This is a genomic window from Microvirga lotononidis, from assembly GCF_034627025.1.
GTDB lineage: Bacteria > Pseudomonadota > Alphaproteobacteria > Rhizobiales > Beijerinckiaceae > Microvirga > Microvirga lotononidis.
Genome location: NZ_CP141050.1, coordinates 757911 through 780455, shown reverse-complemented (window position 1 = coordinate 780455; position 22545 = coordinate 757911). Strand labels below are relative to the sequence as shown.

Here is a 22545-nt window from a genome sequence, read left to right as displayed (position 1 = left end):
TGCGGCGGCCAGGGCTCGACGGGATGCTGATGGAGCCTGTGTGGAGGGTGCACAGGTTCGCGATCTAGGCGTCCCGCATTCGGCGACCGCAGTTGGACGGCTTCGGGACCCTCAACCGAGCATCCGAAGGGGTGTCTTCTCCGCTCCTTGCTCGACTCGTGCCCGGGGTTGTAGCTCGACCGTTCGCGTTAACTTCGCAGTCTGCGATTTCGCATATCGGCCCAGGCCAATTTTGATGGCCACCAGCACAGGCGCGGCGACGACGAAGAGCAGGGCGACGGCGTTGAACGCCGTATCGAAGGCAATAACCGTGGACTGGCCCGCGACGGCCCGGCCCAGCAGGCTCAGGGCGGCGCGGCTCGCCGCGCCGGCATCCATGCCTCTTGCCAGCAGCATGGCTGTCGTGTTCGCTAATCTTTCAGCGCTCGCCGGAGAGCCTGGCGTGACGTGGGAGCCAAGCACCGCTGCGTTGGCTGTGACGTTGTGATCGATCAGCGTCTGGAGCCCGGCGACTCCCAGGAGACCACCGAGCTGGCGACCTGAGTTGAAGAGACCGATGGCGAAAGCAAGATTGTTGCCGGTGAGATTGCCGAAGGCAATCAGAGTGATCGACAGAAACAGGAAGCCGAGGCCAAAGCCGCGCAGAAGAATGGCGTTCATCATGTCGTCCGCACCGCTTTCGCTTGTCGAGCCGGACAGCATCCACATGGCGGCCATGATCATCAGAATTCCAAAGGGCACGGTCGCGAACGGAGGAACACGACGCGCCTGCATGAGGAAGGCTGCGAGAAAGAGGGTGGCGACGAAGAGGGCGCTGCTCGGCAACAGGAGCAGGCCCGCATCGGTCGGTGTAAAGGCGAGGACGGAGACGGCAAAGGAGGGTATCAGGAACGCGCTTCCGAACAGCGCGGCTCCTGCGACGAAACTGACGATGAAAGCGAACGTAAAATCCTCGGATCGGAACGCCGTCCCATCGAGCAGGCCCGGGCCGTTGGCCATGGCTTGATGGCCGAGAAAGGCCAGCAACGAGGTTGCGCCGCTCACGGTCAGCCACAGAATGCGCGGCTCCGCAAACCAGTCCCATCGGTTGCCCTGACTGAGCACATAGGTGAAGCAGAAGAGAGCGATGGACATCAGCGAGAAGCCTATCCAGTCGAACGGACGGAGCGCGACCTTTGCGGGAGGTGCCGCATCAACCATCAGCAGCAGCCCGGCGGCCGCCAGTGCAACCGGTACGACAGTGAAGAAGATCCACGTCCAGGAATGCGTGTCGAGCAGCCAACCTTGAAGGGCAGGGGCGATCGTCCCGGGGGCGACGACGGATCCTATCGCAAACAGGGCTTGCAGGATCGGCTGGAGGGACCGCGGATAGGCGAGGAACAGGAGGGCCTGGCCTGTAACAAGGAGGATGCCGCCGGACAGGCCTTGCAGAACGCGAAGCGCGACCAGCAGGTCCAACCGTGCCGTGAGGGCCGCCCAGCCGCAGGCTGCACCCATGAGGAGGGTCGCTCCGGTGATCAGGCTGCGCGGGTTGATCCGGGTCATCAGCCAGGGAGCGGCGATGAAGCCGATCAGCTTAAAAGCCGTGTAGCCGACATCCAGCCAGGCGAACTCGTCCGGCGTTGCATAGGTGTCACCGATGATGTCACCCCGCCCGAGCGACAGGATGGTGCCAGCGATCGCTTCGGTCAGCGCGGCTAGCACAATGCCTATGATGAGAAGGAGGCCTGCCGCAGGCTCAGCGCGGCTCCGCAGGGCGACGACCGCCGAGGTCATGAGCCGCTTCCTTCCGTGATCTCGACCCGCGCGGACAGGCCGGGCACGAGGCGGCCAGGCAACGGGTTGCTGGAAAACCGGATCTTGACAGGGACGCGCTGGACGACGCGTACGAAGTTGCCTGTCGCATTGTCTGCTGGGAGCAGGCTGAAGGCGGACCCGCTTCCTGGCGCGAAGCTGTCCACGACCCCCTCGAGCGCCTCACTCGGATAGCCGTCCACCGTGATCCGGGCGTGTTGACCGGCTCGGATATGTTCGAGCTGGGTTTCCTTGAAGTTCGCCACGATCCAGACATCCGCCACCGGGACGATGTCGAGCAAGGCCGTGCCCGGCGCGACCAGCCGTCCGATGCGTACCTGGCGGTTGCCAATCACCCCGCCGACCGGCGCACGGACGACGGTGTTGTCCAGATCGATCTGGGCGAGATCGCGTGCGGCCTGTGCCTGCGCAACGGCCGCCACGGCAGCTTCGCGTTGCGTGGCAAGGACGGCGATGCGGCGCTGCTGGGCCTCCACTGTCGCGGCCGCCGCCGATACGCCCGCCTCGGCGCGAGATCGGGCTGCATCGCTCTCGTCGATCTGCGCTTGGCTGACAGCATTGCTGCGGATGAGCTGGCGGTGGCGATCCGAGGCTTTGGTCGCGCGGCTCAACTCGGCCTCCGCCGATTGCTTCTGGGCCTCGGCCTGCCGGATGAGGGCATGCTGAAGTTCGCCTTCCGCATCGACATTGGTCAGGCGAGCTTGAGCCGCCTCGAGACTGGCAACGGCCTGAGCGACACGCGCGCGGTAATCGCGGTCGTCGATCCGGAACAACACATCACCCGCTTGGACGGTCTGGTTGTCCTCAACGTCGACGGCCGTGACATACCCCGCGACTTTCGGGGCAAGCGAGGTCACGTCGCCCCGGACATACGCGTTGTCGGTCGATGTTGCATCGCTCGAGTTGGCCCAACTCCACCCTGCCGCGGGGATGGCTATGGCACCGAGGCATAGCAGCAGGCCAATTCGTTTCTTTTCGCTGAGACGCGCCATGGCGCCCTCCGGTAATATACGTTACCAAAGACGTGTACGGTAATGATCGTTACCGGTCAAGGGAAGCTTACCGACGGGGACGACCGCCCCTGATTGCTGCCGGCGCATTTCCCTTAAAGATGCCGTTCCCTCGACGATCCGGCCAGTATCCGGATAGCCAGGAGGGCCTCGCGATAAATTCAGGACGGCTAGACCGAAGGTTAGGCTGGAGCCTCCGTTGACAGGATTGGTAACGAACATTACCTTCGCGGCGAAAGTGGTGCGGAGAGAGGTTGGCATCTGTGCCGGCAGCAAAGACAGCTCGGCCTAGCGGCCGTCGGGAAGCCCTCCTGCAAGCGGCAGCCGAGGTCTTTTTCGAACAAGGCTACGCGGCGACGAGCATCGACGCGATCATCGAACGCGCCGGTGGATCGAAGCGCACCATCTACAATGAATTCGGTAACAAAGAGGGGCTCTTCCTGGCCATCGTTGCCGCAAATGTGGAGGAGGCGTTATCGCCCTTGGCGATTGAGGAGATTGATGGACAGGATTTGCGAAAAACGCTCACCGCTTTCGGTCAGCAGCTTATGACCATTTACATGTCACCCGCCTTGATCGGCATTTATCGCGTGGCTGTCACCGAGGCCAATCGCTTTCCTAAGCTTGTGAAATCCTTCTACGAACAAGGACCGGGCCGGGCCACCTCCCGGCTCGCCGAGGTCCTCGACGGCGCCAGGAGGCGAGGGGACATCCGCACGGACGATTGCTTGCGCATTGCCGGACACTTCGTCAGCATGATCCGAGACAACCTTCACCTGCAGGTGGTTCTTGGGCTGCGCCCGCCGCCATCGAATAAAGAAATGCAGGCCGCGGTCAATTCGGCCGTCGAGGTCTTTTTGAACGGGGTTCGATCTAGCCAGGACAAGTAGGCGAAAGCCGGGCGTCTATGTTGCAGCAGCCGACGCCATGACTGCACGGACGGTCGACCTGATCGGCAACCACGGCGAAAACCTCGTGCTCTCCGACCAACCCTTTGAGCTCGAACCGGCCGATCGTTCGGGTGGACGTACCTGGCAGGGCAGAGGCGAAGGTTCCAGAGCACACCACCGTTTCGCCTGTCGCCTTGGCGATCCCCTCCAGCCGGCTGACCATATTCACTGCCGGTCCGACCGCGGTAAAGTCCAGGCGATCGCGGCTGCCGATATTGCCGTACATCACGGATCCGGCGTGCAACGCCGCGACGAAGGGCGGCAGATCTTCCGCCCGGGCCGCCAAGACCCGCGACGCGGCCCGCACTGCAGCCGCACAGGCGGAGGAGCAGCCATCATCGCTGACCCGAAAGATCGACAAAACCCCATCTCCGACAAACTTGAGAACGTCGCCGCCCTCCGCCCGCACGGCATCGACCACGGCTTCGAAATAGCGTCCCAGCGTGGCCAGAAGGTCCGACGGCGATGCCGTGAGCGAGAGGGGCGTGAACCCGCGCATATCCGTGAGTAGGATGGCCGCTTCCGTCTCAATGATGTTGCCGCGGCGGATTGCACCCGCTTGCACGCCCGCCGCCGGGCCCTCGCCAAGGAAGGTGGCCAGCAGGCTTGCCGTGGAGCGGCGCATGGCAATGGCTTCCAGCGCAGCCGAAAGGGGAACGGCGAGGTCCTCGATCAGAGTGATATGGTTCTCGGCAAACCCGCTGGCGTGCCGCGTGGCAAACATCGCTGCCTGGATGATCCCGTTGCCGAACGTCACCGGCACTCCGAGATAGTCGGTAAAGCCGGCATTCGCCAACTCCTGGAGAACGGTATGACCCTCGGGCTCAAGCTGATCGAGCCGCTGCCGGAACCAGGTTTGGGTCTCCATGACATGTTGATATGGGCTGCCGATATAAGCAGAGGTATCGAGCACGGCGTGGGGGATGGTAAAAATCTCGGCTGCCGTTTCCGGCGTCCAGATGATGCCCCAGGCAGTCAGCAGCGGGTTGTCGACGCGCATACCAATCCGCAGTCGGTGCAACGGAACGCCCATCGCGGTCAACCTCTGTGCAAGTCCGGAGGTGACCGCAACCGCGTCGCCGGACAGGCGAGCCGGGCCGATCAACCATGCCGCGAGTTCTTCCCTCTGGCGTCTCCAGGCGTCTGAGGCTGCGGTTCTGTGAAATGGCACCATAGCGGCGATCCTAGATCCTTGGCGATCTACTCTGGCACAAGACGTCTCCCATCCATACCACACCAAAGGACAGGTCGACCTATCCGCTCAAGCCATCCGGACTAGACTCGCTGCACGCTATCGATACGCAGGCGCCTGCGTCATCATCATCGCAAACCTATCAGCGGCAGCGGTCTCTCAGCCGCGCCCGAATCGCGTCAAAGCGGATGACCGAATGTTCAACGGCGTCCTGCCAATGTGGAGATCGTTCGAGTGCTTAAGCCAGAGCCGCTTTGTATGGGTGCAGACCTTTCCTGTTTGGCGATCGCCTGTCGGAAACAGCATTTGCTCTGCAAGCCCGTCAATGGCTCTGGCGTGGCGGAGGACCCGGTCCGATAGATTCCAGACCAGGAGCTTGGTGACAGGAGAAAGGCATAGTACGAGGGAGAAATTGACCATGCAATACTTGGAAACCGCGTCCACAGGTGTGACTTGGGCGAGACTGGATGCCGACGAGATCGAACGACGGATTATCCGGGCCTATGTGCAGCTTGCCTACAGCCCTTGGGAGAGAGGAGGCTTCCGCAGTCTGATTGTAGCCCGCCTGAGTTGGCTGGATGTGCGGTTGACCGAAGTTTCATCCGAGTTTCTGGGCATGCCGCCATTCTGGCTCGACGTGTATTCGAACGCGAGCCAATCCGTCATCGACAGCTATGGATGCTCGGGATTCGACGAGGATGACCTGGCCACGGCAGCACAGATGATCCTGAGCGCAGATCTACGGGCGCACGATCTTCGCCATTAATAGCAGGACAGCCCTAAGCCGATCGAAGACAGACATCGCCGTGAACAAGGAGTGGAGGCTGTACCACACGGACGCCTGAACGATTAATCAACCGGAGTCAATCACATGCGACTTGTCATCATAGATTCCGGCTTTGCCAGCATTTACGCGGCACTCTCCGCTGCCCGCCTGCGCGACCTCAAGGAACACATCAGCCAAGAGTAAGCGACGAAGGACCTTATGGCCGAAAAGCAACCGTCGTTGCAAATTGTCTCTTCGGCCCAACTCGGCGGCACGGTGGCCTTCCAGTGTTTGCCTGCGGCAGACCAGATCACGGGCGCGGCGATTTCCGGCGACGGAGGCTGGACGGCACGGTACCCCAACGGGTCTAATAAGGCTCTGAAAGACGAATTCCTCACCGGTACCAGCTGGGGCAGACTGGCCGACGCGAGGTTATGCAGACCGACAGATACCTCCCAAGCGCCTGGGTCCGCAGCGACGGCCGGCCTTTTCCTCGGGGCCGGCCGTTGTCATTTTTTCGGGCCACACTGCCGCCCTTGCTGCAGGTGAGTAGGCTGCACGAGGGAAGCAGCACCGCCCAATACATGGAGCACGAACTAAAACACGGCTCCGCGCGCTTCATTCACCCTCCCCACATGTGTTCGCCGTGTGCGTCGACAATCGAACGGCAGATCGACAGCCGCATGCCCAGGCCCGTCGCCTTGGTCGTATAGACGGTGTCGAACACGTGCGCCGTCATGGCCATCCTCAGCCAGGCTTGAATCTCGCACGGTAACAAGCACGTCCCCTGCGCCAGCTGTGCCGATGCTGATCAGGATGCTCCGCTCACGGTCGCTGACGCCGCTTTGGGCTTCAATGGCATTGAGGATCAGATTCAGCATGACTTGCTGCAGTTGCACGCGATCGCCGCGAATGGGCGGCAAGCCGTCCGCCAAGACGGCCGTGACGCAGACGGTGTTCTTCATCGCTACGGCGCGGGTGAGTTCAATCACCTCGCGAATGGCGCCGTTGATCTCCAGCAGATCAAGCCGCGGCGGCGCCTTCTGGATGAGGTCACGGATCTGGTGGATGACCTCCCCCGCGTGCTGCTCTTGACGATCTGGGCGAGCAACTGCCGCACCTTATCCAGAACGGGCGATCGGTTCGACGAGTTGAAGACGGGCTGCGAGACCATCTCCGCCGACGGGTTCGAGTTCGGCGGCAGCGCCGAGGGCCTGTCGAGCTACGGTAATGCCAGAAAGGCTAAACCAAAGTATCGCCCTCATGAACCTTGCGATTGCCGACATAGATGCCGGCATAGTGGGAATCGGGCAGCGGTAATTGATATACTACTAATATTGAAAGTCTCTATGGAATTACCTCTGGACTTTCCAAAGCGATGAATTGGTATCAGGAGGTTGCTTTGAATACAACCTATCAGGAACGCATCCTCATCGTCGATACCAACCCGCTGTTTCTGGAGAGGCTCGCACAGGAACTTCGGGCCAGGAACTTCGATGTCGTGGCGACCGAGTCCGGCGCACAGGCCTTCCACGTGCTGAGGGACTGGACCCATCCTGTCGACTGGCTCTTCAGCCGTGCAACGATGCCGGGCCTGATCGATGGCTGGATCCTGGCTGATGAATACCGCGACAGCCATCCCACGCGGGCTGCCGTGATTGCCACCCCGCACGCGAAGGCCTCAGCTCAAGGGCATGTTGTCCTCGAGGATCCGTCACCGGCCGTCGTGCTCGACACACTAAGGGGTATCACGGCCAAGCACCTCGTGTCGGAGACACCGAGTCAGACCAAACCCGACGAGATTCCACTGGTTGCGTAAGGATTACGATATCAGGCAATGGCCGGAGATTGACGCGAGTTCAATCCGGATTCCACTCCATCGGTCGTGCACTGATCGAGCATACGGACTAAGCCGGGAGGCTAAAGGATCTCGCGTGTACTCAACACTACGCTGAACTTCGCTTTATCCCTATCGGCAGTCTGAATCCCTGCATCCAAAAGGATTGGCAATGTCTATGAACGCGAAGCAACGATGTGTCGACAACTCCATCTTGTCCGATCTCTGTGCCGATGACGTCGAACAGGCTATCGTTCGGGCTCTGGTCCAACTCGGGTTTCAGGATGAGAAGACAAACAACTCGCGACCCGTCATGATGCGGCTCGGACCACTTAATGTCCAGCTGAGCGAGACCCCTCCAGAATACGCCACTGCCGGCCTGCCGCCATTCTGGATCGAAATCTTCGATGGGGCGAGCCAGGGTTCCATCGACAGCATTGGTTTCAACGAGCTTGACGGCGCCGAACTGGCTGCCGCTGTCGAGATGATCATTTGCGCCGCAGGCAGCCGGTAGCCCGGTGATCCCGATGAATTCTGTGCCTTGCGTGGGTAATCGCGGAGCGAGTCACCCTGGAGCCAGATAGTCATTGCATGGAAGAGCGGGTGGTTGTTCCCCGATAAGATGAAGATACGGGCTCTCGACTGGACGCCGGGCCCAAGCATCGAACGGAGAACAACCATGGGTGAGGATATCGGTCTTGACGTGTCGCTGAAAGAGACGGCGATCTCGGTGCGGCGGGACGGCAAGCGGATCTGGCGCGGCAAATGCCCGTCGGATCCAACCCTGATCGCCGAGGTCCTTCGCAAGCGTGCGCCTGAGCCCAAGCGGGTGGTGTTCGAGACCGGGCCTTTGTCGGTGTGGTTCTATCATGCGCTCCAGGCCGAGGGGCTGCCGGCAATCTGCATTGACGCTCGCCATGCCAAGGCCGCCCTCGACATGGCGCCCAACAAAACTGACGCCAACGATGCCGATGGCCTGGCCCATCTGGCCGAGGTCGGCTTCTACCGCGCGGTGCGGGTAAAGGGCTATGACAGCATGTTGGCCCGCACGCGGGTGGCCGCACGGTCCCGGTTGGTCCAGATCACAACCGAGCTGTCCAACCAGATCCGGGGGCTCATGAAGACGTTCGGGCTGGTTATACCCCGCGGCAAAGGCGCCACATTCGAAGCCGAGGTTCAGCGCCTCCTGGTCGGGCAGGATGAACTCGCCCGCATCATCCTGCCGATGCTGGAGGCCTGGCGCAGCGTGCGCAGCCGGGCATCTGCCCTGGGGCGCCAGCTTCTTGCCAGTGCCCGGCAAAGCGCGGCCTGCCAGCGGCTGATGGCGATCCCCGGCGTGGGGGCGATCACCGCCACCTCGTTCACGGCTGCGATTGAGGATCCGGAGAACTTCAAGACGTCGCGCTCGGTCGGAGCCTGGCTGGGTCTGACGACCCGACGGTACCAATCAGGCGAGGTCGATTATGACGGCCACATCTCCCGGCGCGGCGACGCTCATCTGAGAGGGCTGCTCTATGAGGCCGCGACCGTGATCCTGACGCGCAGTCATGCCGAGAGCGACCTGCGTCAATGGGGGCTGATGCTGCGCGAGCGGATCGGCTTCAAGCGGGCAGCCGTGGCTGTAGCCCGCAAGTTGGCTGTCATCATGCACGCGATGCTGAAATCCGGCGAGCCGTTCAACCGGACGGACAGCGCCACCGCCTGACCCGGAGAGTTCGATGCGCCTGCCCCGGGGCGTGCTGAGGCGTCCCTGCCGGGACGTGGACGAACCATTCCGCCGAGCCTGTTGCACCTACGCGCCCCAAGCCCGCAGCGTGCGTTTGACACCTTGGAAGGTTCCCCCTGCGAAGCCCCATCATGCGGCGACTGCTGTCGACCGCGAAGACGACACTGCTCCCGGCAAACCACAGCCTCGACACCAAAAAGGGCTTGCATTCCACCGCGCGATTAGACGACAGCCAGGGTCACGCACTGACGATCCCCTATGCTCTAGGAACGTCCGCTGCTCCCCGCGAGAGCAGACCATCGGTTTACTTCAGAGAAGTGCAATATGCGACATTCCCGGCCTCCGGGTGGAATTTCTGGTCCAGTGTCTCGCAGCCATGGGTTGGATCCTGAATGGTGGAAGCGGAACGGCGCCGGGGCCGTTCCGTGACGATACAAAGAAGCGGATTAGGCCCTGGCCTTGACCGGAAGCCGAAAGGGCGCGCCCAGCCGGTTGAACGCGTTCATTGCCGCGATTGTGATCGTGAGGTCCACGAGATCCTTGGGCGCGAAAGCCGCGCTTGCGGCCGCATAGGCTTCGTCGGAGGCGTGCGTCTCGCTGACGAGCGTGACTTCCTCCGCCCACGCGAGCGCGGCGCGGTACTTGTCGGGGAACAGGTGGGGCACCTCGGCCCAGACCGGAACGAGGGCGACCTTCTCGAACGGCATCGTGTCCAGGAGGTCCCGGGTGTGCAGGTCGATGCAGTGCGCGCAGCCGTTGATCTGCGAAACCCGCAGGAAGACAAGGTGGATCAGTTCGGGGGGTAGGTCGGTGGCCGTGGTGATGTAGTGGTGGATGCCGAAAAGGGCCTTTGCACCTTGCGGCGCCACCTCGTTCCAGACCAGCCGTTTGTTCTCGCTCATGACACATCTCTCTGTTCGGAACGCCCGAAATCGACGTTCGAAGCCATGACGGGCCAAGCGATCAGGATGTGACATGCCACTCCGCATTTCCGCTCGCAGCGGCCGATGTCACATCCGGGCCCGTCCGATCGTCTTATCCTCGGGTCCGGGATGCGCGTGCGACGGGAAAGCGGATATGGTCGGCGAGAAAACGGGGCGGATGGAGGCGATGGACGATCGGCGGACCACCGAGTTCGAGGCGGAGCGCAGGCGCCTGACACGTCTGGCCTACCGGATGACGGGCTCGCTCACCGAGGCGGAGGACGTCGTGCAGGACGCATGGCTGCGGTGGGTTGGGGTGGAGGGTGGCATCGATTCGCCTCCCGCCTATCTCACCCGCATCGTCACACGCCTGTGCCTCGACCGACGCCGCTCCGCGCGGGCGCGGCGGGAAACCTACGTCGGACCCTGGCTGCCAGATCCTCTCGTGGGTTCCGTGGAGCCGGACGAGACGGTCGTCGACGACGTCACGGTCACGTTGATGCTGGCCCTCGAGCGTCTGTCGCCTCTGGAGCGGGCCGCCTTCCTTCTTCATGACGTCTTCGACGTGCCGCTGGCCGAAGTGGCCACGACCCTCGACCGTAAGCCGGCCGCGGTTCGTCAGCTCGCGGCGCGCGCCCGCAAGAACGTGCAGGCCGCCCGTCCCCGCTTCAACGTCGAACCCGCGGATGCGGACCGGATCACTCGTGCCTTCTTCGCCGCGGCGCGCGACGGGGACGTGGCGGCGCTATCAGTGCTTCTGGCAAGGAATGTCGAGATTCATACCGATGGCGGCGGCAAGGTCCTTGCCTTCCGCAATGTCATCCAGGGTGTCGAGCGGGCCCTGCGCCTTTTTACCGGGCAGCGGCGCAAGGATGCCCTGCCGCCGACGCTGCTTCGTGTCGTCACCATCGACGGCCTACCAGGCTACGTCAGCCTTGATGGAGGCGGCGTTCTTCAGACAACCGCGCTCGACATCCGCGAAGACGGGATCACCGCGATCTACATCGTCAAAAACCCGGATAAGCTGTCTCACTTGGCGGCAGACGTGGACTTTCCAAAACGCATCTCGCCGATACCACCAGCCTGATAAGCCGTCTGCGTGACTGCAGTAAGGCGGATAACCGTTCGATAGGCGGCACACGTTGCTCGTTCACGGTCGAACGTCCCCTTGGGGGCGAACTGAGAAGTAGAGCCGAACAAAGGAAGTGCCGTTTTCAGGTCGGGATGAGGCCTTTGAGGCATCGGACTTGCTGAAGTGGCCGCTCCCACGATTGATATGGCCGGAACCGCTCCCTCGCCGAGGATCCCGAACGTTCTATGATCGATAGCGCGAAAGTTCTTTGCCCGTCTAGGCACTTAGCTGACTCTTGGTGGTCGTTGCTACCGAATGCCGGAACTGAAGGCGGATGGACGCTACCGGACTTTCCTGGAGCGCAGGGCAGGGTAGCTCCCGCTCACCGATTGTCCCGGCAGGCCCGAGCCCGTTGCCATGTGGCGCTCGAAGGACGACCGCGGCATGGGACAGCGTCCGGTTGTCAATCGGCTTCCAAGTATGACCCTCGATCAGCATCCAATTCTAACCCTGCCGCCGTCGGTCGAAGGAGCGCAAGTGGCCGTCGCCTCCGTCTTGGACGTGTTATTGGACGGCGTTCGATTTGGCTCGGGCGAGTCGAACGACTGACGGTTTCGGCGGGCAACACAAGCTCGCCGCCTCAAAGAAATCCCTGATATCGCCTGGCCCGAAATCGAGATGAGATGGTCCCTGGATTGGGGGTAGGTGACCATGGTCGTCGAGCGAGTGATTATGTTGGCACCGGCGAAACCGGGGCGATGGGCGATGCTCATCCTGCTCGCACTGGTCTTCCTTGCCGCGCCGCTTGGTGCCGTCGCTCCTGCCCAGGAAGCCCAGACACCACCGTCCGTGCAAGAATTCGTTAAGCTGCTCGAAGATCCGGCTGTGCGCGTTTGGCTGGAGCGGGCCCGGAGCGCGCAGGAGGCGCCTTCATCCTCCGAACCTATAGCCGACCGCATCCAGATGGCGTCGCGGTTGTCTGGGATCCACGAGCATTTTGCAAAGGTCGTACTGGCCATCCCACATTTTCTGTTCGAGTTGCGCCGAGCGTCCAATCGTCTGTTGCAGGAGCTCCGAAACCGCGGGCTCTCCACTGTGGTGGCGCTCATCGGTGGGTTCGCTGCTCTGGGCTATGGCTCCGAGTGCCTGTTCTGGCGCGCCACAAAGCGAAGCCGCCGCTGGATCCGACACCATCCCATGACCACCGTCGCGGACCGCTTGCGCATGATCGCCATGCGCCTTGGCTTCGGATCATTGGTTGTGGCGATATTCGGACTCGGCAGTGTCGGGGCATTCCTCTTGTTCGAATGGCCGCCGCTCCTGCGGCAGGTCGTGATCGCGTATCTGGCGGCCGCGGTGCTCTTTCGTCTGACGCTCGTTCTCGGCCGTGTGGTGCTGGTGCCGAACGGCACTGTGGAGCTGGATGATTTAGCGCGGTTCCGGGTCGTACCGATGCCAGCCGAGCACGCCCGCTTCTGGCAGCGTCGGTTGGGACTGTTCATAGGATACTGGGCGTTCGGGCGCGCCACTCTGGATCTCTTGATTGTGTTCGGCTTCAGCCCGGATCTGCACGAGGCGGCTGGCTATTTCCTCGGCATGGGACTGCTCGGGATCGCGCTGGAGGCGATCTGGCGTCGACCGTGCCCCAAAGTGGCGCCTCCGCATACCAGCTGGGGCCCTGCCTGCCTCAGCATCCTCCTCACGGCTTATGGTGTCCTGCTCTGGTTGTTGTGGGTCGCAGGCCTCGACCACCTGTTCTGGCTGATCGTGGTCGCGATGCTGCTGCCCAAAGCCATCGCGGTTGGGCAATTGGCGGTCGCGCACCTTCTGCGCCCCACGGCCGAGGATGAAGTTCCGAAGCGGGGTGTTCTGGAGGTCGCCATCAAGCGGGGATTGCGGATGGTTCTCATGCTGACTGCGGCATTGTTCCTGGCGGATGTCTGGGGCATTGACCTCGTCGCCATCACCGCGCGTGACACCCTCGCGACGAGAATGGTCCGTGGAGCTCTGACGAGCATCATGGTCCTGCTGCTGGCCGACTTTCTCTGGCATGTGAGCAAGGCCGCGGTGGATGCTAGACTGGCGGAAGCGGGTGCAGCGGCATCCCCCAACACGAAGGATGCCATTCATCAGGCACGGCTTCGCACTTTGCTGCCAATCTTCCGCAACATACTATTTGTGGTCATCACCACATTGGCGGCGCTCACTGCCTTGTCGGCGCTCGGGTTTGAGATTGGGCCGCTGATTGCAGGCGCCGGCGTGTTTGGCGTGGCTGTCGGGTTTGGCGCCCAGACAATGGTCAAGGACGTCATCAGCGGGATCTTCTATCTGCTGGATGATGCATTTCGGATCGGCGAGTATATCCAAAGCGGCTCCTACAAGGGGACGGTCGAGGCCTTTTCCCTGCGCTCGGTGAAACTACGGCATCATCGCGGGCCGGTCTACACAGTTCCGTTCGGACAGCTCGGGGCAGTACAGAACATGAGCCGCGACTGGGTCATTGACAAGTTTCAGATCAACGTCACCTACGACACCGACCTGGAGAGGGTACGCAAGCTCATCAAAACGATTGGCCAAGAGCTAGCGGAGGAATCTGAATTCTCTCAACACATCATCGATCCGCTGAAGATGCAGGGAGTTGAGCAGTTCGGGGACTATGCCATCGAGATCCGCTGCAAGATGACGACCAGACCGGGCGAGCAGTTCACGATCAGGCGCAGGGCTCTTGCCCGGATCAAGCAGGCTTTCGACGAGAGTGGCATCCGTTTCGCCACGCCGACGGTTCTGGTATCGGAGCGGGAGGCGACCGGCCCGGCCGCAGCACGACACGTGATTGAGCGCACCAGCTCCAAACGGCCTGCGGCAGAATAGCCATCCTTTAACCTCAGATCCGGCACAGGTGACTCGTGCGCGCCTCGGACAGCTTCGACGGATTCTCCGGATCGGTTCCCCAGAACTGGCAAATGCCGTCTTGGACAAATTTCCAAGATAAACTCATGAAATTTCCAAGGTCGCCGCAAGGACTTTCCGCCGGCCCATCGCCATCCTGTGTCCGAAACATAAGGTGCCGCGTCTGCCAATCGACGCGACGGCATGAAACGCATCATTAGAGATGGGGGCAAGCATGGGAATATACGGTGCAATGCGGACAAGCCTTTCAGGCATGAACGCTCAGTCCTCCAGGCTGTCGACCATCTCCGATAATATCGCCAACCAAAACACCACGGGCTACAAGCGCGCCTCAACCGAATTTGCTACGTTTGTGGCTACGAGCGGCCATGGCTCCTATGATTCTGGCTCCGTCACGAGCAGCGTCAGATACAGCATCAGCCAACAAGGGGCCAAGCAGTATACGACCTCGGCCTTCGATCTTATGATTGACGGGAATGGATTTTTCCCTGTGGTGGATGCAGGAGGAGCCGTGGCCTACACACGCGCAGGCTCTTTTGTGCCCATTGTTCGGCTCGTTGAGACAGAGGACGGCACGAAGCAGGCCGTTACCCGTCTGATCAACCCGGCCGGATTTGAGTTGCTGGGGCAGAAACTCAATGCGGATGGAACCTCCAGCGGGGCGGGGGCTCTCGTGCCGATCGAATTGCCATCGGGAGAGCTGAAACCGAATGTCTCCAGAAGCGGTGTATTCAAGGCGAACCTGCCGGCCAGCACGAGCGTCCGCTCGCCATGGACACCCCCAGCTGGCACCCTCCCTGCAGAAGGGACCTACGATATCAAGACAAGCATCGTGACCTATGATCCCTTGGGAACGAAGGTCACTCTCGATGTCTACCTTGCCAAGACGGGCGCCAACGAGTGGCAGGTGGCCGTCTACGATCGCGGCAGCGAATCCCGCCCGGCCAGCCTTCGCGGAACGAGCACGCTCGCCTTCGATCCGATGACCGGGAAAGGTTCCGGCGGATCGCTGTCATTCGACATCCCCCATGCGACGGAAACCGGAGCGACCTTTCCATTCACCCTCGATCTGACGGGCATGCAGCAGGTCGATGCTCCTTATACGGTCTACAAGGCCGAAGCGGACGGAAACGCTGCGAGCTCGCTGGAAGGCTTCGAAATTTCAACGGATGGAACCCTGTATGAGGTTTACGCGGATGGAACGCGCAATCCGTCGTACCAGATTCAGCTCGCCAGCTTTCAGAGCCCTGACCGGCTGAGCACCGAGCCAGGCAACGTCTACCGGGAAACGCAGCAATCAGGGGGCGTTAAATTCGGCACGGCGGGAAGTGCCGGCTATGGAAGCGTGAACTCGGGAACTCTCGAAGCATCGAACGTCGACCTCGGCACCGAGCTCGCGGAGATGATTCAGTCCCAGAGCGCCTACACGGCGAACTCGAAGGTCTTCCAGACCGGGTCGGAACTCCTAGACGTCCTCATCAACCTTAAGCGCTGAAGCGTCAGAACCGTCTGAGGCATATCATGCAGGCTCGTGCAGCGTCACTCATTCTGGCTGGCTTTATCGAAGCGGAGGGAGGTACCGCAACTTTAGCGCCGGACAGCTCCCGCCTCATCTCCCTTCGAGGTGTGGCTGGCGGCAGGCCATTCAACATTCATGTCGCGGGCGCCAAGCCGGGTGACGGGGCGTTCCGATGGATGATCTCGGTTCCAGGCGAGATCTTGGACGATGATTCTGGTATCACTGTGATCGGGGCGATCAAAGCGATGTCCATGGTGTGTACCTACATCTTCATGCCAAGAGTATTCCTTCAAATTCTAGGTGTGAGGCAGGGTGCGGACGTCCGTGTGGGGCTGTCGGTGAATCCATTCAAAGGCGGCTTTGTGACGGACAATCGTCCTTGGCCGATCATCCAAGGGACGTCGGAAGGGTTCCCGTTCGAGCCAAAGCCCCGTTTTGACGATGATGAAGCCGACGTCCGTCCTGCCTTCCCATCGTAGTTCAGCATGCACTCCGCTGTCGACCCTCAGCAGACACGCAAACTCCTTCGAACCGATGAGGGACGGCTCTATGTATCTGGCAGAGCAAAGCTTTACGGTTACCAGATCGGCGACGCTGTCCGTCGTCTCCAGACCCACTTCGCATTGACACCGGGTCAGCCCCCTTGCATAGCAAGAAGAGTGAATGAGCTGCCTTCCACGGCAAAACCGGATTGACGAGTTTCCGTCATGCCGCCGTTGGATCGTAAGGATGACTGCTCCTTTGAAACCGACATCGACAGAACCCGCCAGCAATCACCGGAGATCATGGTCTCCTCAGAGGCCGCATTAACAGAGTTTTCCGGACTGCAAGGGCCAATAAACCGAGCAACCGGATCAGTCTCATCAGGAGCAACCTGGTGCAATTTACTTTCGGCAGCTACAGGCTCGATCCGGATCGGCGCGAGCTCACCAGAGGACCTGATACGATCGCGCTGGGGCCAAGGGCGTTCGATCTGCTGCTCTATCTAGTTCAGCACAGCGCGCGCGTCGTCAGCAAACAGGAATTGCTGCACGTGATCTGGGGTGGGCGGATCGTCTCTGAGTCGACGATGACGAGCCACGTCAACGCTGTGCGCAACGCTATTGGCGACAGCGGGTCGGAACAGCGCCTGGTACGTACTGTCGCCCGAAAGGGGTTCCGGTTTGTTGCCGATGTCCGGGTGATCGACCGTCCAAACCAAACTGGTCTGCCCGGCCAGGATTTCACCGCAGCGACTCCGTTGCCATCATCCGTACCGAGGGTTGACAGACGGCCGTCCATCGCCGTCATGCCGTTCCTGAACCTGAGCGCGGACCCCACGCAGGAGTACTTTGCCGACGGGGTGGTGGAGGATATAATCGCAGCGTTGTCGCGCCTTGGCTGGCTCTTCGTCACCGCCCGCAACTCGAGCTTCACATACAAGGGCCGTACGGTCGACGTGACTCAGGTCGGCCGCGACCTGGGGGTCCGGTATCTGCTTGAGGGCAGCCTACGCAGGGCCGAGGATCGTGTGCGTATCACAGGTCAACTGATTGAGGCGGCCACTGGGATCACCGTTTGGGCTGAACGCTTTGAAGCCTCGCTTACTGACATCTTCCAAGTGCAAGACGAAGTAGTGGCCAGTGTTGTCGGCGCAATCGTTCCTCAACTGGAACGAGCTGAGATCGAGCGAGCCCACCGCAAGGCGAATGACTGCCTCGACGCCTATGATTACTATCTGCGCGGCATGGCGAGATTCCACCAGGGAACCAGGGAGGCCGTCAACCAGGCCCTGCCGCTGTTTTACAAGGTGATCGAGCTCGACCCAGACTACGCAGCCGGTTACGGCATGGCAGCGTGGTGCCACGTTTGGCGCAAGGTCAACGGCTGGTTGGCCGATCCCGCGCAGGATGCCGCCGAGGGCGCCAGATTGGCCCACCGGGCCATTGAACTTGGCAGGCATGACCCAATCGCCCTGACGCGCGGCGGTCACGCCCTTGGCCATTTTGGAGGCGACCTCGACGGTTGCATAGCTTTGCTTGACCGAGCGCTGGTGCTCAATCCCAACCTCTTGGCGGCGTGGTATCTCAGCGGGTTCCAGAGGATCGCCCGAGGAGAGCCAGACGATGCCATCGAGCGCTTCGCGAAGGGAATGCGACTGAGCCCCCTGGACCCTGAGATGCCTCGTATGCAGACCGGAACGGCACTGGCCCATATGCTGGCCGGAAACTATGATCACGCGTCATTATGGGCCAGCAAAGCGCTCAGAGAGTTGCCGACCTTCGCACTCGCAGCCGGAGTTCTTGCCGCCAGTGATGCACTTGCCGGTCGGACGCGTGAGGCAGCGCGCACCCTTCGCGAGTTGCGGCAACTGAATCCCTCCCTGCGAATCTCGAATATCAGTGACTGGCTGCAGCTCCGCCGGCCGGCGGATCTCGACGCTCTGACCGAAGGGTTGCGGAGATCAGGTCTGCCGGAGTAGCACCTGTCAATTAAGCGGCCGTCAGCATCGCAGCGACGAGTTCCTAAAGCATCGACCGTAGAAGCAGGACTTGGGTTCATCGTAACGATGAATGGAACTATCAGTTGAGACCTTCGGACGTCAGCGCCACTTTGCGTCCGATGGTTTAGCCACGAAAGATTGATTGGATCGCGCTAAGTAGAACCCGCCCCCCGCGGGCGTCCGACGTCGTCTGAGATTCACTCTTAGGAGATTGCTGCCCCCGCAGGGACAGCGCGCTCGTCAAGGTTCGCGTCAGAGCGGGTCGCTCTGCAAGCAACGCAGCCAATGCTTGCTGTTTGATTTCATAAACGACGACGTTCTCCAGCGCCTCCAAGGTGCAAGCCTCCTCGGTATCCACGAACAAACCGGCTCCCCCGTAATAGTCGCCAGGTGCAAGGCGGGCGATTTCCTCGTGATCCATGCGGGCTGAAATGACGCCGGAGCGCACAATCGCCAGGTTTGTGGCCGGCTTATCTCGCCGACCGATCACCTCTCCAGAACTGAACTCACGGACGATCACAGCCTCTGCTAGAGCCTTCTTTTCATCGAGATCAAGAGATTGGAAGATCGGGACGGCCTTGATGAGCTGGAGAGGTGTTACAGGCGGCGGCTCGGCGCTCTCCTCGGTTGGGAGATCACGTATTGCCACGAGAGCATCGGATGGCGTCGCAAGGAGCAGGCCGTACGATTTACAATGGCGGTAGACGAGATCGAGGATCTCGTTCTTTGCCGCCATGCGTTGAGAAATGCTTGATACCCAGAATTGCAGTTCAACCTCGAGTGCGACAGCGTCCAATGTCTTGAGGGACACGAGAGGAGCGGGCTCCTTGAGGGCTGTTCTGGAGTTCGAGAGAACTACCTTCATCACGTCGCACACGACAGACGGCATGCGTGTCGGCGCGATCCTGACGATGACGCTCATTCTGTGCGTTTCGGACGGCCGGTTTACGTTTTTGAGCACGAGCTTCGCCAGAACGCTGTTGGGCAGAACGGCGATGTTGCTTTCGGCAGTTAGAATATGGGTCGACCGCCACGTGCTTTCGACGACACGTCCTTCCGTGCCATCACTGAGGTCGATCCAATCCCCGAGCGCATAGGGGCGTCCAAGGGTCAGGGCGATGCCGGAGAACACGTCGCTCAGCGTATTCTGGAGTGCGAGGCCGAGAATGATCGCCACGACCCCGGATGTAGCCACGAGGGTTCCGATCGGGACGCCAAAGACGAAGGCGAGGACGGAAAGACCCATGCCCAAATAGACGACGCCGACGATCAAGTCCTGGACAAGGCGGGCCTCCCGCGGCTTGCCATTGAGAATGAGGTAAAGGCGGACGATGCCGATGATGGCCCAGGCAAGATGCACCCACCACAGGATCTTCGCGGATGTCAGCAGCAGGGCATTCACGTCTCGCGCGCCGCCGTCGGCATAGCTCAAGGGCGCCAGATGAGCGTGGATGAGAGCGAGGGTCATGGCTCCGAAAAAGACGAGCTCAACAAGCATCCGCTCATTCGCACGCGCCTGCGGAATCAGGTGCCATACGATGATGCCGATGACGCCGAGGGAGAAGAGCGGCATGGCCGGATCGGCAAGCATTGCGGGAAAGGACATCGGTTCACTCGAATTCAAAGGTGGATTACGAAATCCGAAAATCGCGGGGCCCGAAGGATCAGCTCACGGATGCGGCTTGCCCGGCCGGCGCATTATCACCGCCATGCCTGCTCGCATCAGCTATACCGAGGTCTAGAACCTGAATCGGGCTAATTGTCTGCGGGCCGAGTGAGTCTAATCGTGAGGATCAGGCCGACTATGCTCTGCTGCACAGAGCGAGCGATTTGAGCCTACAGGACGCGCCCAGACTTCTCATCTGCCCGCCTGTCAGGACTATAGGGATTGCGGACCTAAACCTTGGTATAGCCGCAACTGAACCTCGAGTCGTGTCGCCAGCAAGGCTGCCGGCGCGTAGAACATCAGCATTGCTCAGCTGGAATGGCCTGCCGCTGAAACCGGCGAGGATTGCCGTGGCGGTCCGCAATCTGACCGCCTCTCCGATCAAGCCTGCGGCCGCTTCTACCGGGGAGCCAAATCGGTCAAAGCGGCGTGAGCGTCAGAAGGCCGAAACCTCGCCCTATTCAGCACAGGAGTGGATCCAATGAAGGTTGTTGTGGTTGGTGGAACCGGCTTTATCGGGTCGAGGCTCGTGACGATGCTGCGAGACCGCAGCCTGGATGTGGTTGTTGCCTCGCCATCGGCGGGGGTCGACACAATCACCGGCGAAGGGCTGTCCGACGCGCTGAACGATGCCCAGGTCGTGGTGGATGTCTCGAACTCGCCGTCGCCGCAGGATGATGTCGCACTTCGGTTCTTCAATATGTCAGGGAAGCATCTCTTGGCCGCCGAGGAAGCTGCGGGTATCAAGCATCATATCGCGCTGTCCGTTGTCGGGACGGATCGCTTGCCCGAGAGCGGCTATTTCAGGGCGAAGATGGCGCAGGAGAATCTGATCCGCGGGTCACATGTCCCCTATACGATCCTGAGAGCGACCCCGTTCTTCGAGTACATCACCGGGATTGTTGAGGATGCGGCCGATGGGGATGTGCTTCGTCTCTCCCCGGCTTCGATCCAACCCATTGCGGCCGACGATGTGGTGATGGCCTTGCGGGATATAGCGCTGAGCCGCCCGCAGAACTGCGAACTCGAAATTGTCGGCCCTGACAGGTTCCGCCTCAACGAACTCGCGGAGCAAATTCTCACGGCGAACGAGGATCCTCGGACGGTGATCGCAGACGAGAAGGCTTTGTACTTCGGAGCCGTTCTGCGGGACGATACCCTGGTCCCGGGCGACCATCCGCGGTTTGCGCCGACGCGGTTCGAGGACTGGATCAGGCTGTACATTGCCCAGGAACTGGCCCCCGCCTTCTGAATATCCAAAACGAGCGTCGGCCGCGCGGAACGGTCGCCGCCACAACGCCCTGACGGCCTTTCAACGGCAGGCATGGCCATCAGTCGCCTTCAGCATAGCACGATCGGATCATGACATGAGGGATTTTAGCACCTACAGACCTGGGGGCCGGTTCGAGCGCTGGATCGATGGGAGGCTGCCCGTCATCCGCTTCGCCCACGATACGGCCGTGTCCTATCCGGTCCCACGAAATCTAAACTACTTCTGGACGTTCGGAGGAATTCTCACGTTGATGCTGGCCTCGCAGATCATGACCGGCGTCTTTCTTGCAATGCACTATGTGCCGCATGCCGCCCTGGCGTTCGATTCGGTCGAACGCATCATGCGCGACGTCAATTATGGCTGGCTGATCCGCTATCTGCACGCCAATGGCGCGTCGATGTTCTTCATGGCCGTGTACATCCATATTTTCCGCGGCCTGTACTATGGATCCTACAAAGCACCCCGAGAGATCATCTGGGTTCTGGGCATCACGAACCTCTTGATCATGATGGCCGCTGCGTTCCTGGGCTATGTGCTTCCCTGGGGCCAGATGAGCTTCTGGGGCGCCACCGTGATCACGAACCTCTTCTCGGCGATCCCGGTCGTCGGCGACACGATCGTGAGCTACCTCTGGGGCGGCTATTCGGTGGGCAACCCGACCCTAAACCGCTTCTTCTCCCAGCACTACTTGCTGCCCTTCATGCTGGTCGGCACCGTCACATTGCACATCTGGGCGCTGCACCATGTCGGGCAGAACAACCCGACAGGCATCGAGATTACCGATTTCAAGAAGGATACGGTGCCCTTCACCCCCTATGCGACGATCAAGGACACCTTCGCCATTGTCTCCTTCATGGCCTTTTTCAGCTACTGGGTGTTCTACATGCCGAACTATCTCGGCCATGCGGACAACTACATCCCGGCGAACCCGGCCGTGACGCCCGCGCATATCGTCCCGGAATGGTACTTCCTGCCGTTCTACGCGATCCTGCGCGCCATCCCTGACAAGCTCGGCGGCGTCATTGCTATGGGCATGGCGATCCTCCTTGTGGCGTTCCTGCCCTGGCTCGACACCTCGAAGGTGCGCTCGATGCGCTATCGTCCAGTCGCGCGGCCGTTGCTTTGGATGTTTGCTGCCACCTTCATAGGCCTGGGCTATCTCGGCAGCATGCCGGCCGAGGGGGGATACGTGATCGCCGCGCGGATCTTCACGGCACTCTACTTCGGGTACTTCGTTGCGCTGCCGGTGATCGGTCTGCTGGAGCGGCCATTGCCACTGCCCTTAGCCATCACCGAACCTGTGCTCGCGAGGCGGCTAGTCAACGGCCGTCCTTCGTTGCCACTGGACGATTCTGTAGGAGAGACGATCAACCGTAAGGTGTCGTAACCACCGGGTAGGAGCGC

18 protein-coding genes are annotated in these 22545 nt (G+C 61.1%); 13 read left to right on the top strand and 5 right to left on the bottom strand.

Annotation, left to right across the window (positions count from 1 at the left end; translation table 11 throughout):
- Positions 1 to 111 precede the first annotated feature (111 nt).
- The gene (locus U0023_RS33340) at positions 112 to 1776 is read right to left on the bottom strand and encodes an MFS transporter (protein ID WP_009762555.1); all 1665 of its coding nucleotides are present in this window, start codon (positions 1774 to 1776) and stop codon (positions 112 to 114) included.
- Positions 1773 to 2807, bottom strand: a complete 1035-nt coding sequence (locus tag U0023_RS33335; protein WP_009762554.1) for an HlyD family secretion protein — start codon at positions 2805 to 2807, stop codon at positions 1773 to 1775. The genes U0023_RS33340 and U0023_RS33335 overlap by 4 nt, the downstream gene beginning before the upstream one ends.
- Positions 2808 to 3088: 281 nt before the next feature.
- On the opposite strand from U0023_RS33335, the gene U0023_RS33330 reads away from it, so the two are divergent.
- Entirely contained in the window at positions 3089 to 3715 is a 627-nt protein-coding gene (locus tag U0023_RS33330) for a TetR/AcrR family transcriptional regulator (RefSeq protein ID WP_009762553.1), read from the top strand.
- Here the strand turns inward: U0023_RS33330 and U0023_RS33325 are convergent.
- On the bottom strand, positions 3699 to 4808 hold the full coding sequence (locus U0023_RS33325; RefSeq protein ID WP_322883912.1) for an adenylate/guanylate cyclase domain-containing protein: 1110 nt from the start codon (positions 4806 to 4808) through the stop codon (positions 3699 to 3701). The genes U0023_RS33330 and U0023_RS33325 overlap by 17 nt on opposite strands.
- Before the next feature lie 571 nt (positions 4809 to 5379).
- Between U0023_RS33325 and U0023_RS33320 the strand changes: the two genes are divergently transcribed.
- The 5 genes from U0023_RS33320 (at position 5380) to U0023_RS33295 (ending at position 9275) form a co-directional block, all read left to right on the top strand.
- Entirely contained in the window at positions 5380 to 5733 is a 354-nt protein-coding gene (locus U0023_RS33320) for a hypothetical protein (RefSeq protein ID WP_322883874.1), read from the top strand.
- An 845-nt stretch (positions 5734 to 6578) separates the two neighbouring features.
- Positions 6579 to 7115: a hypothetical protein gene (locus U0023_RS33310; RefSeq protein ID WP_040638588.1), complete on the top strand. Its 537-nt coding sequence runs from the start codon at positions 6579 to 6581 to the stop codon at positions 7113 to 7115.
- A gap of 20 nt (positions 7116 to 7135) precedes the next feature.
- On the top strand, positions 7136 to 7552 hold the full coding sequence (locus U0023_RS33305) for a response regulator (RefSeq protein WP_195904194.1): 417 nt from the start codon (positions 7136 to 7138) through the stop codon (positions 7550 to 7552).
- Positions 7553 to 7748: 196 nt separating this feature from the next.
- A complete protein-coding gene (locus tag U0023_RS33300) occupies positions 7749 to 8084 on the top strand; it encodes a hypothetical protein (protein ID WP_154661077.1) in 336 nt (111 codons plus the stop codon).
- A 165-nt stretch (positions 8085 to 8249) separates the two neighbouring features.
- A complete protein-coding gene (locus U0023_RS33295; protein ID WP_009762545.1) occupies positions 8250 to 9275 on the top strand; it encodes an IS110 family RNA-guided transposase in 1026 nt (341 codons plus the stop codon).
- Between the two features lie 467 nt (positions 9276 to 9742).
- Here U0023_RS33295 and U0023_RS33290 read toward each other — a convergent pair whose 3' ends face one another.
- Positions 9743 to 10198 carry a carboxymuconolactone decarboxylase family protein gene (locus tag U0023_RS33290; RefSeq protein WP_009762544.1) on the bottom strand — a complete coding sequence of 152 codons (456 nt, stop codon included), beginning with the start codon at positions 10196 to 10198 and terminating at the stop codon, positions 9743 to 9745.
- A 175-nt stretch (positions 10199 to 10373) separates the two neighbouring features.
- Between U0023_RS33290 and sigJ the strand changes: the two genes are divergently transcribed.
- The 5 genes from sigJ to U0023_RS33265 all read left to right on the top strand — a co-directional run bounded on the left by sigJ (position 10374) and on the right by U0023_RS33265 (position 18181).
- Positions 10374 to 11306 carry an RNA polymerase sigma factor SigJ gene (sigJ, locus tag U0023_RS33285; protein ID WP_040638587.1) on the top strand — a complete coding sequence of 311 codons (933 nt, stop codon included), beginning with the start codon at positions 10374 to 10376 and terminating at the stop codon, positions 11304 to 11306.
- A gap of 696 nt (positions 11307 to 12002) precedes the next feature.
- Positions 12003 to 14162 (top strand): mechanosensitive ion channel family protein, encoded by a 2160-nt coding sequence (locus U0023_RS33280; RefSeq protein ID WP_009762541.1) that lies wholly within the window; start codon positions 12003 to 12005, stop codon positions 14160 to 14162.
- A gap of 241 nt (positions 14163 to 14403) precedes the next feature.
- Positions 14404 to 15696 carry a flagellar hook protein FlgE gene (locus tag U0023_RS33275; RefSeq protein ID WP_322883873.1) on the top strand — a complete coding sequence of 431 codons (1293 nt, stop codon included), beginning with the start codon at positions 14404 to 14406 and terminating at the stop codon, positions 15694 to 15696.
- 26 nt (positions 15697 to 15722) lie between these two features.
- A complete protein-coding gene (locus U0023_RS33270) occupies positions 15723 to 16199 on the top strand; it encodes a hypothetical protein (RefSeq protein ID WP_009762539.1) in 477 nt (158 codons plus the stop codon).
- Between the two features lie 398 nt (positions 16200 to 16597).
- A complete protein-coding gene (locus U0023_RS33265) occupies positions 16598 to 18181 on the top strand; it encodes a winged helix-turn-helix domain-containing tetratricopeptide repeat protein (RefSeq protein ID WP_009762538.1) in 1584 nt (527 codons plus the stop codon).
- 145 nt (positions 18182 to 18326) lie between these two features.
- Here the strand turns inward: U0023_RS33265 and U0023_RS33260 are convergent, their stop codons facing one another.
- Positions 18327 to 19808, bottom strand: coding sequence for a mechanosensitive ion channel family protein (locus U0023_RS33260; protein ID WP_009762537.1), 1482 nt, complete (start codon positions 19806 to 19808; stop codon positions 18327 to 18329).
- A gap of 541 nt (positions 19809 to 20349) precedes the next feature.
- Between U0023_RS33260 and U0023_RS33255 the strand changes: the two genes are divergently transcribed.
- Both U0023_RS33255 and U0023_RS33250 read left to right on the top strand, forming a co-directional pair.
- The gene (locus U0023_RS33255) at positions 20350 to 21120 is read left to right on the top strand and encodes an SDR family oxidoreductase (protein WP_009762536.1); all 771 of its coding nucleotides are present in this window, start codon (positions 20350 to 20352) and stop codon (positions 21118 to 21120) included.
- A 115-nt stretch (positions 21121 to 21235) separates the two neighbouring features.
- Entirely contained in the window at positions 21236 to 22528 is a 1293-nt protein-coding gene (locus tag U0023_RS33250) for a cytochrome b (protein ID WP_009762535.1), read from the top strand.
- Positions 22529 to 22545 lie beyond the last annotated feature (17 nt).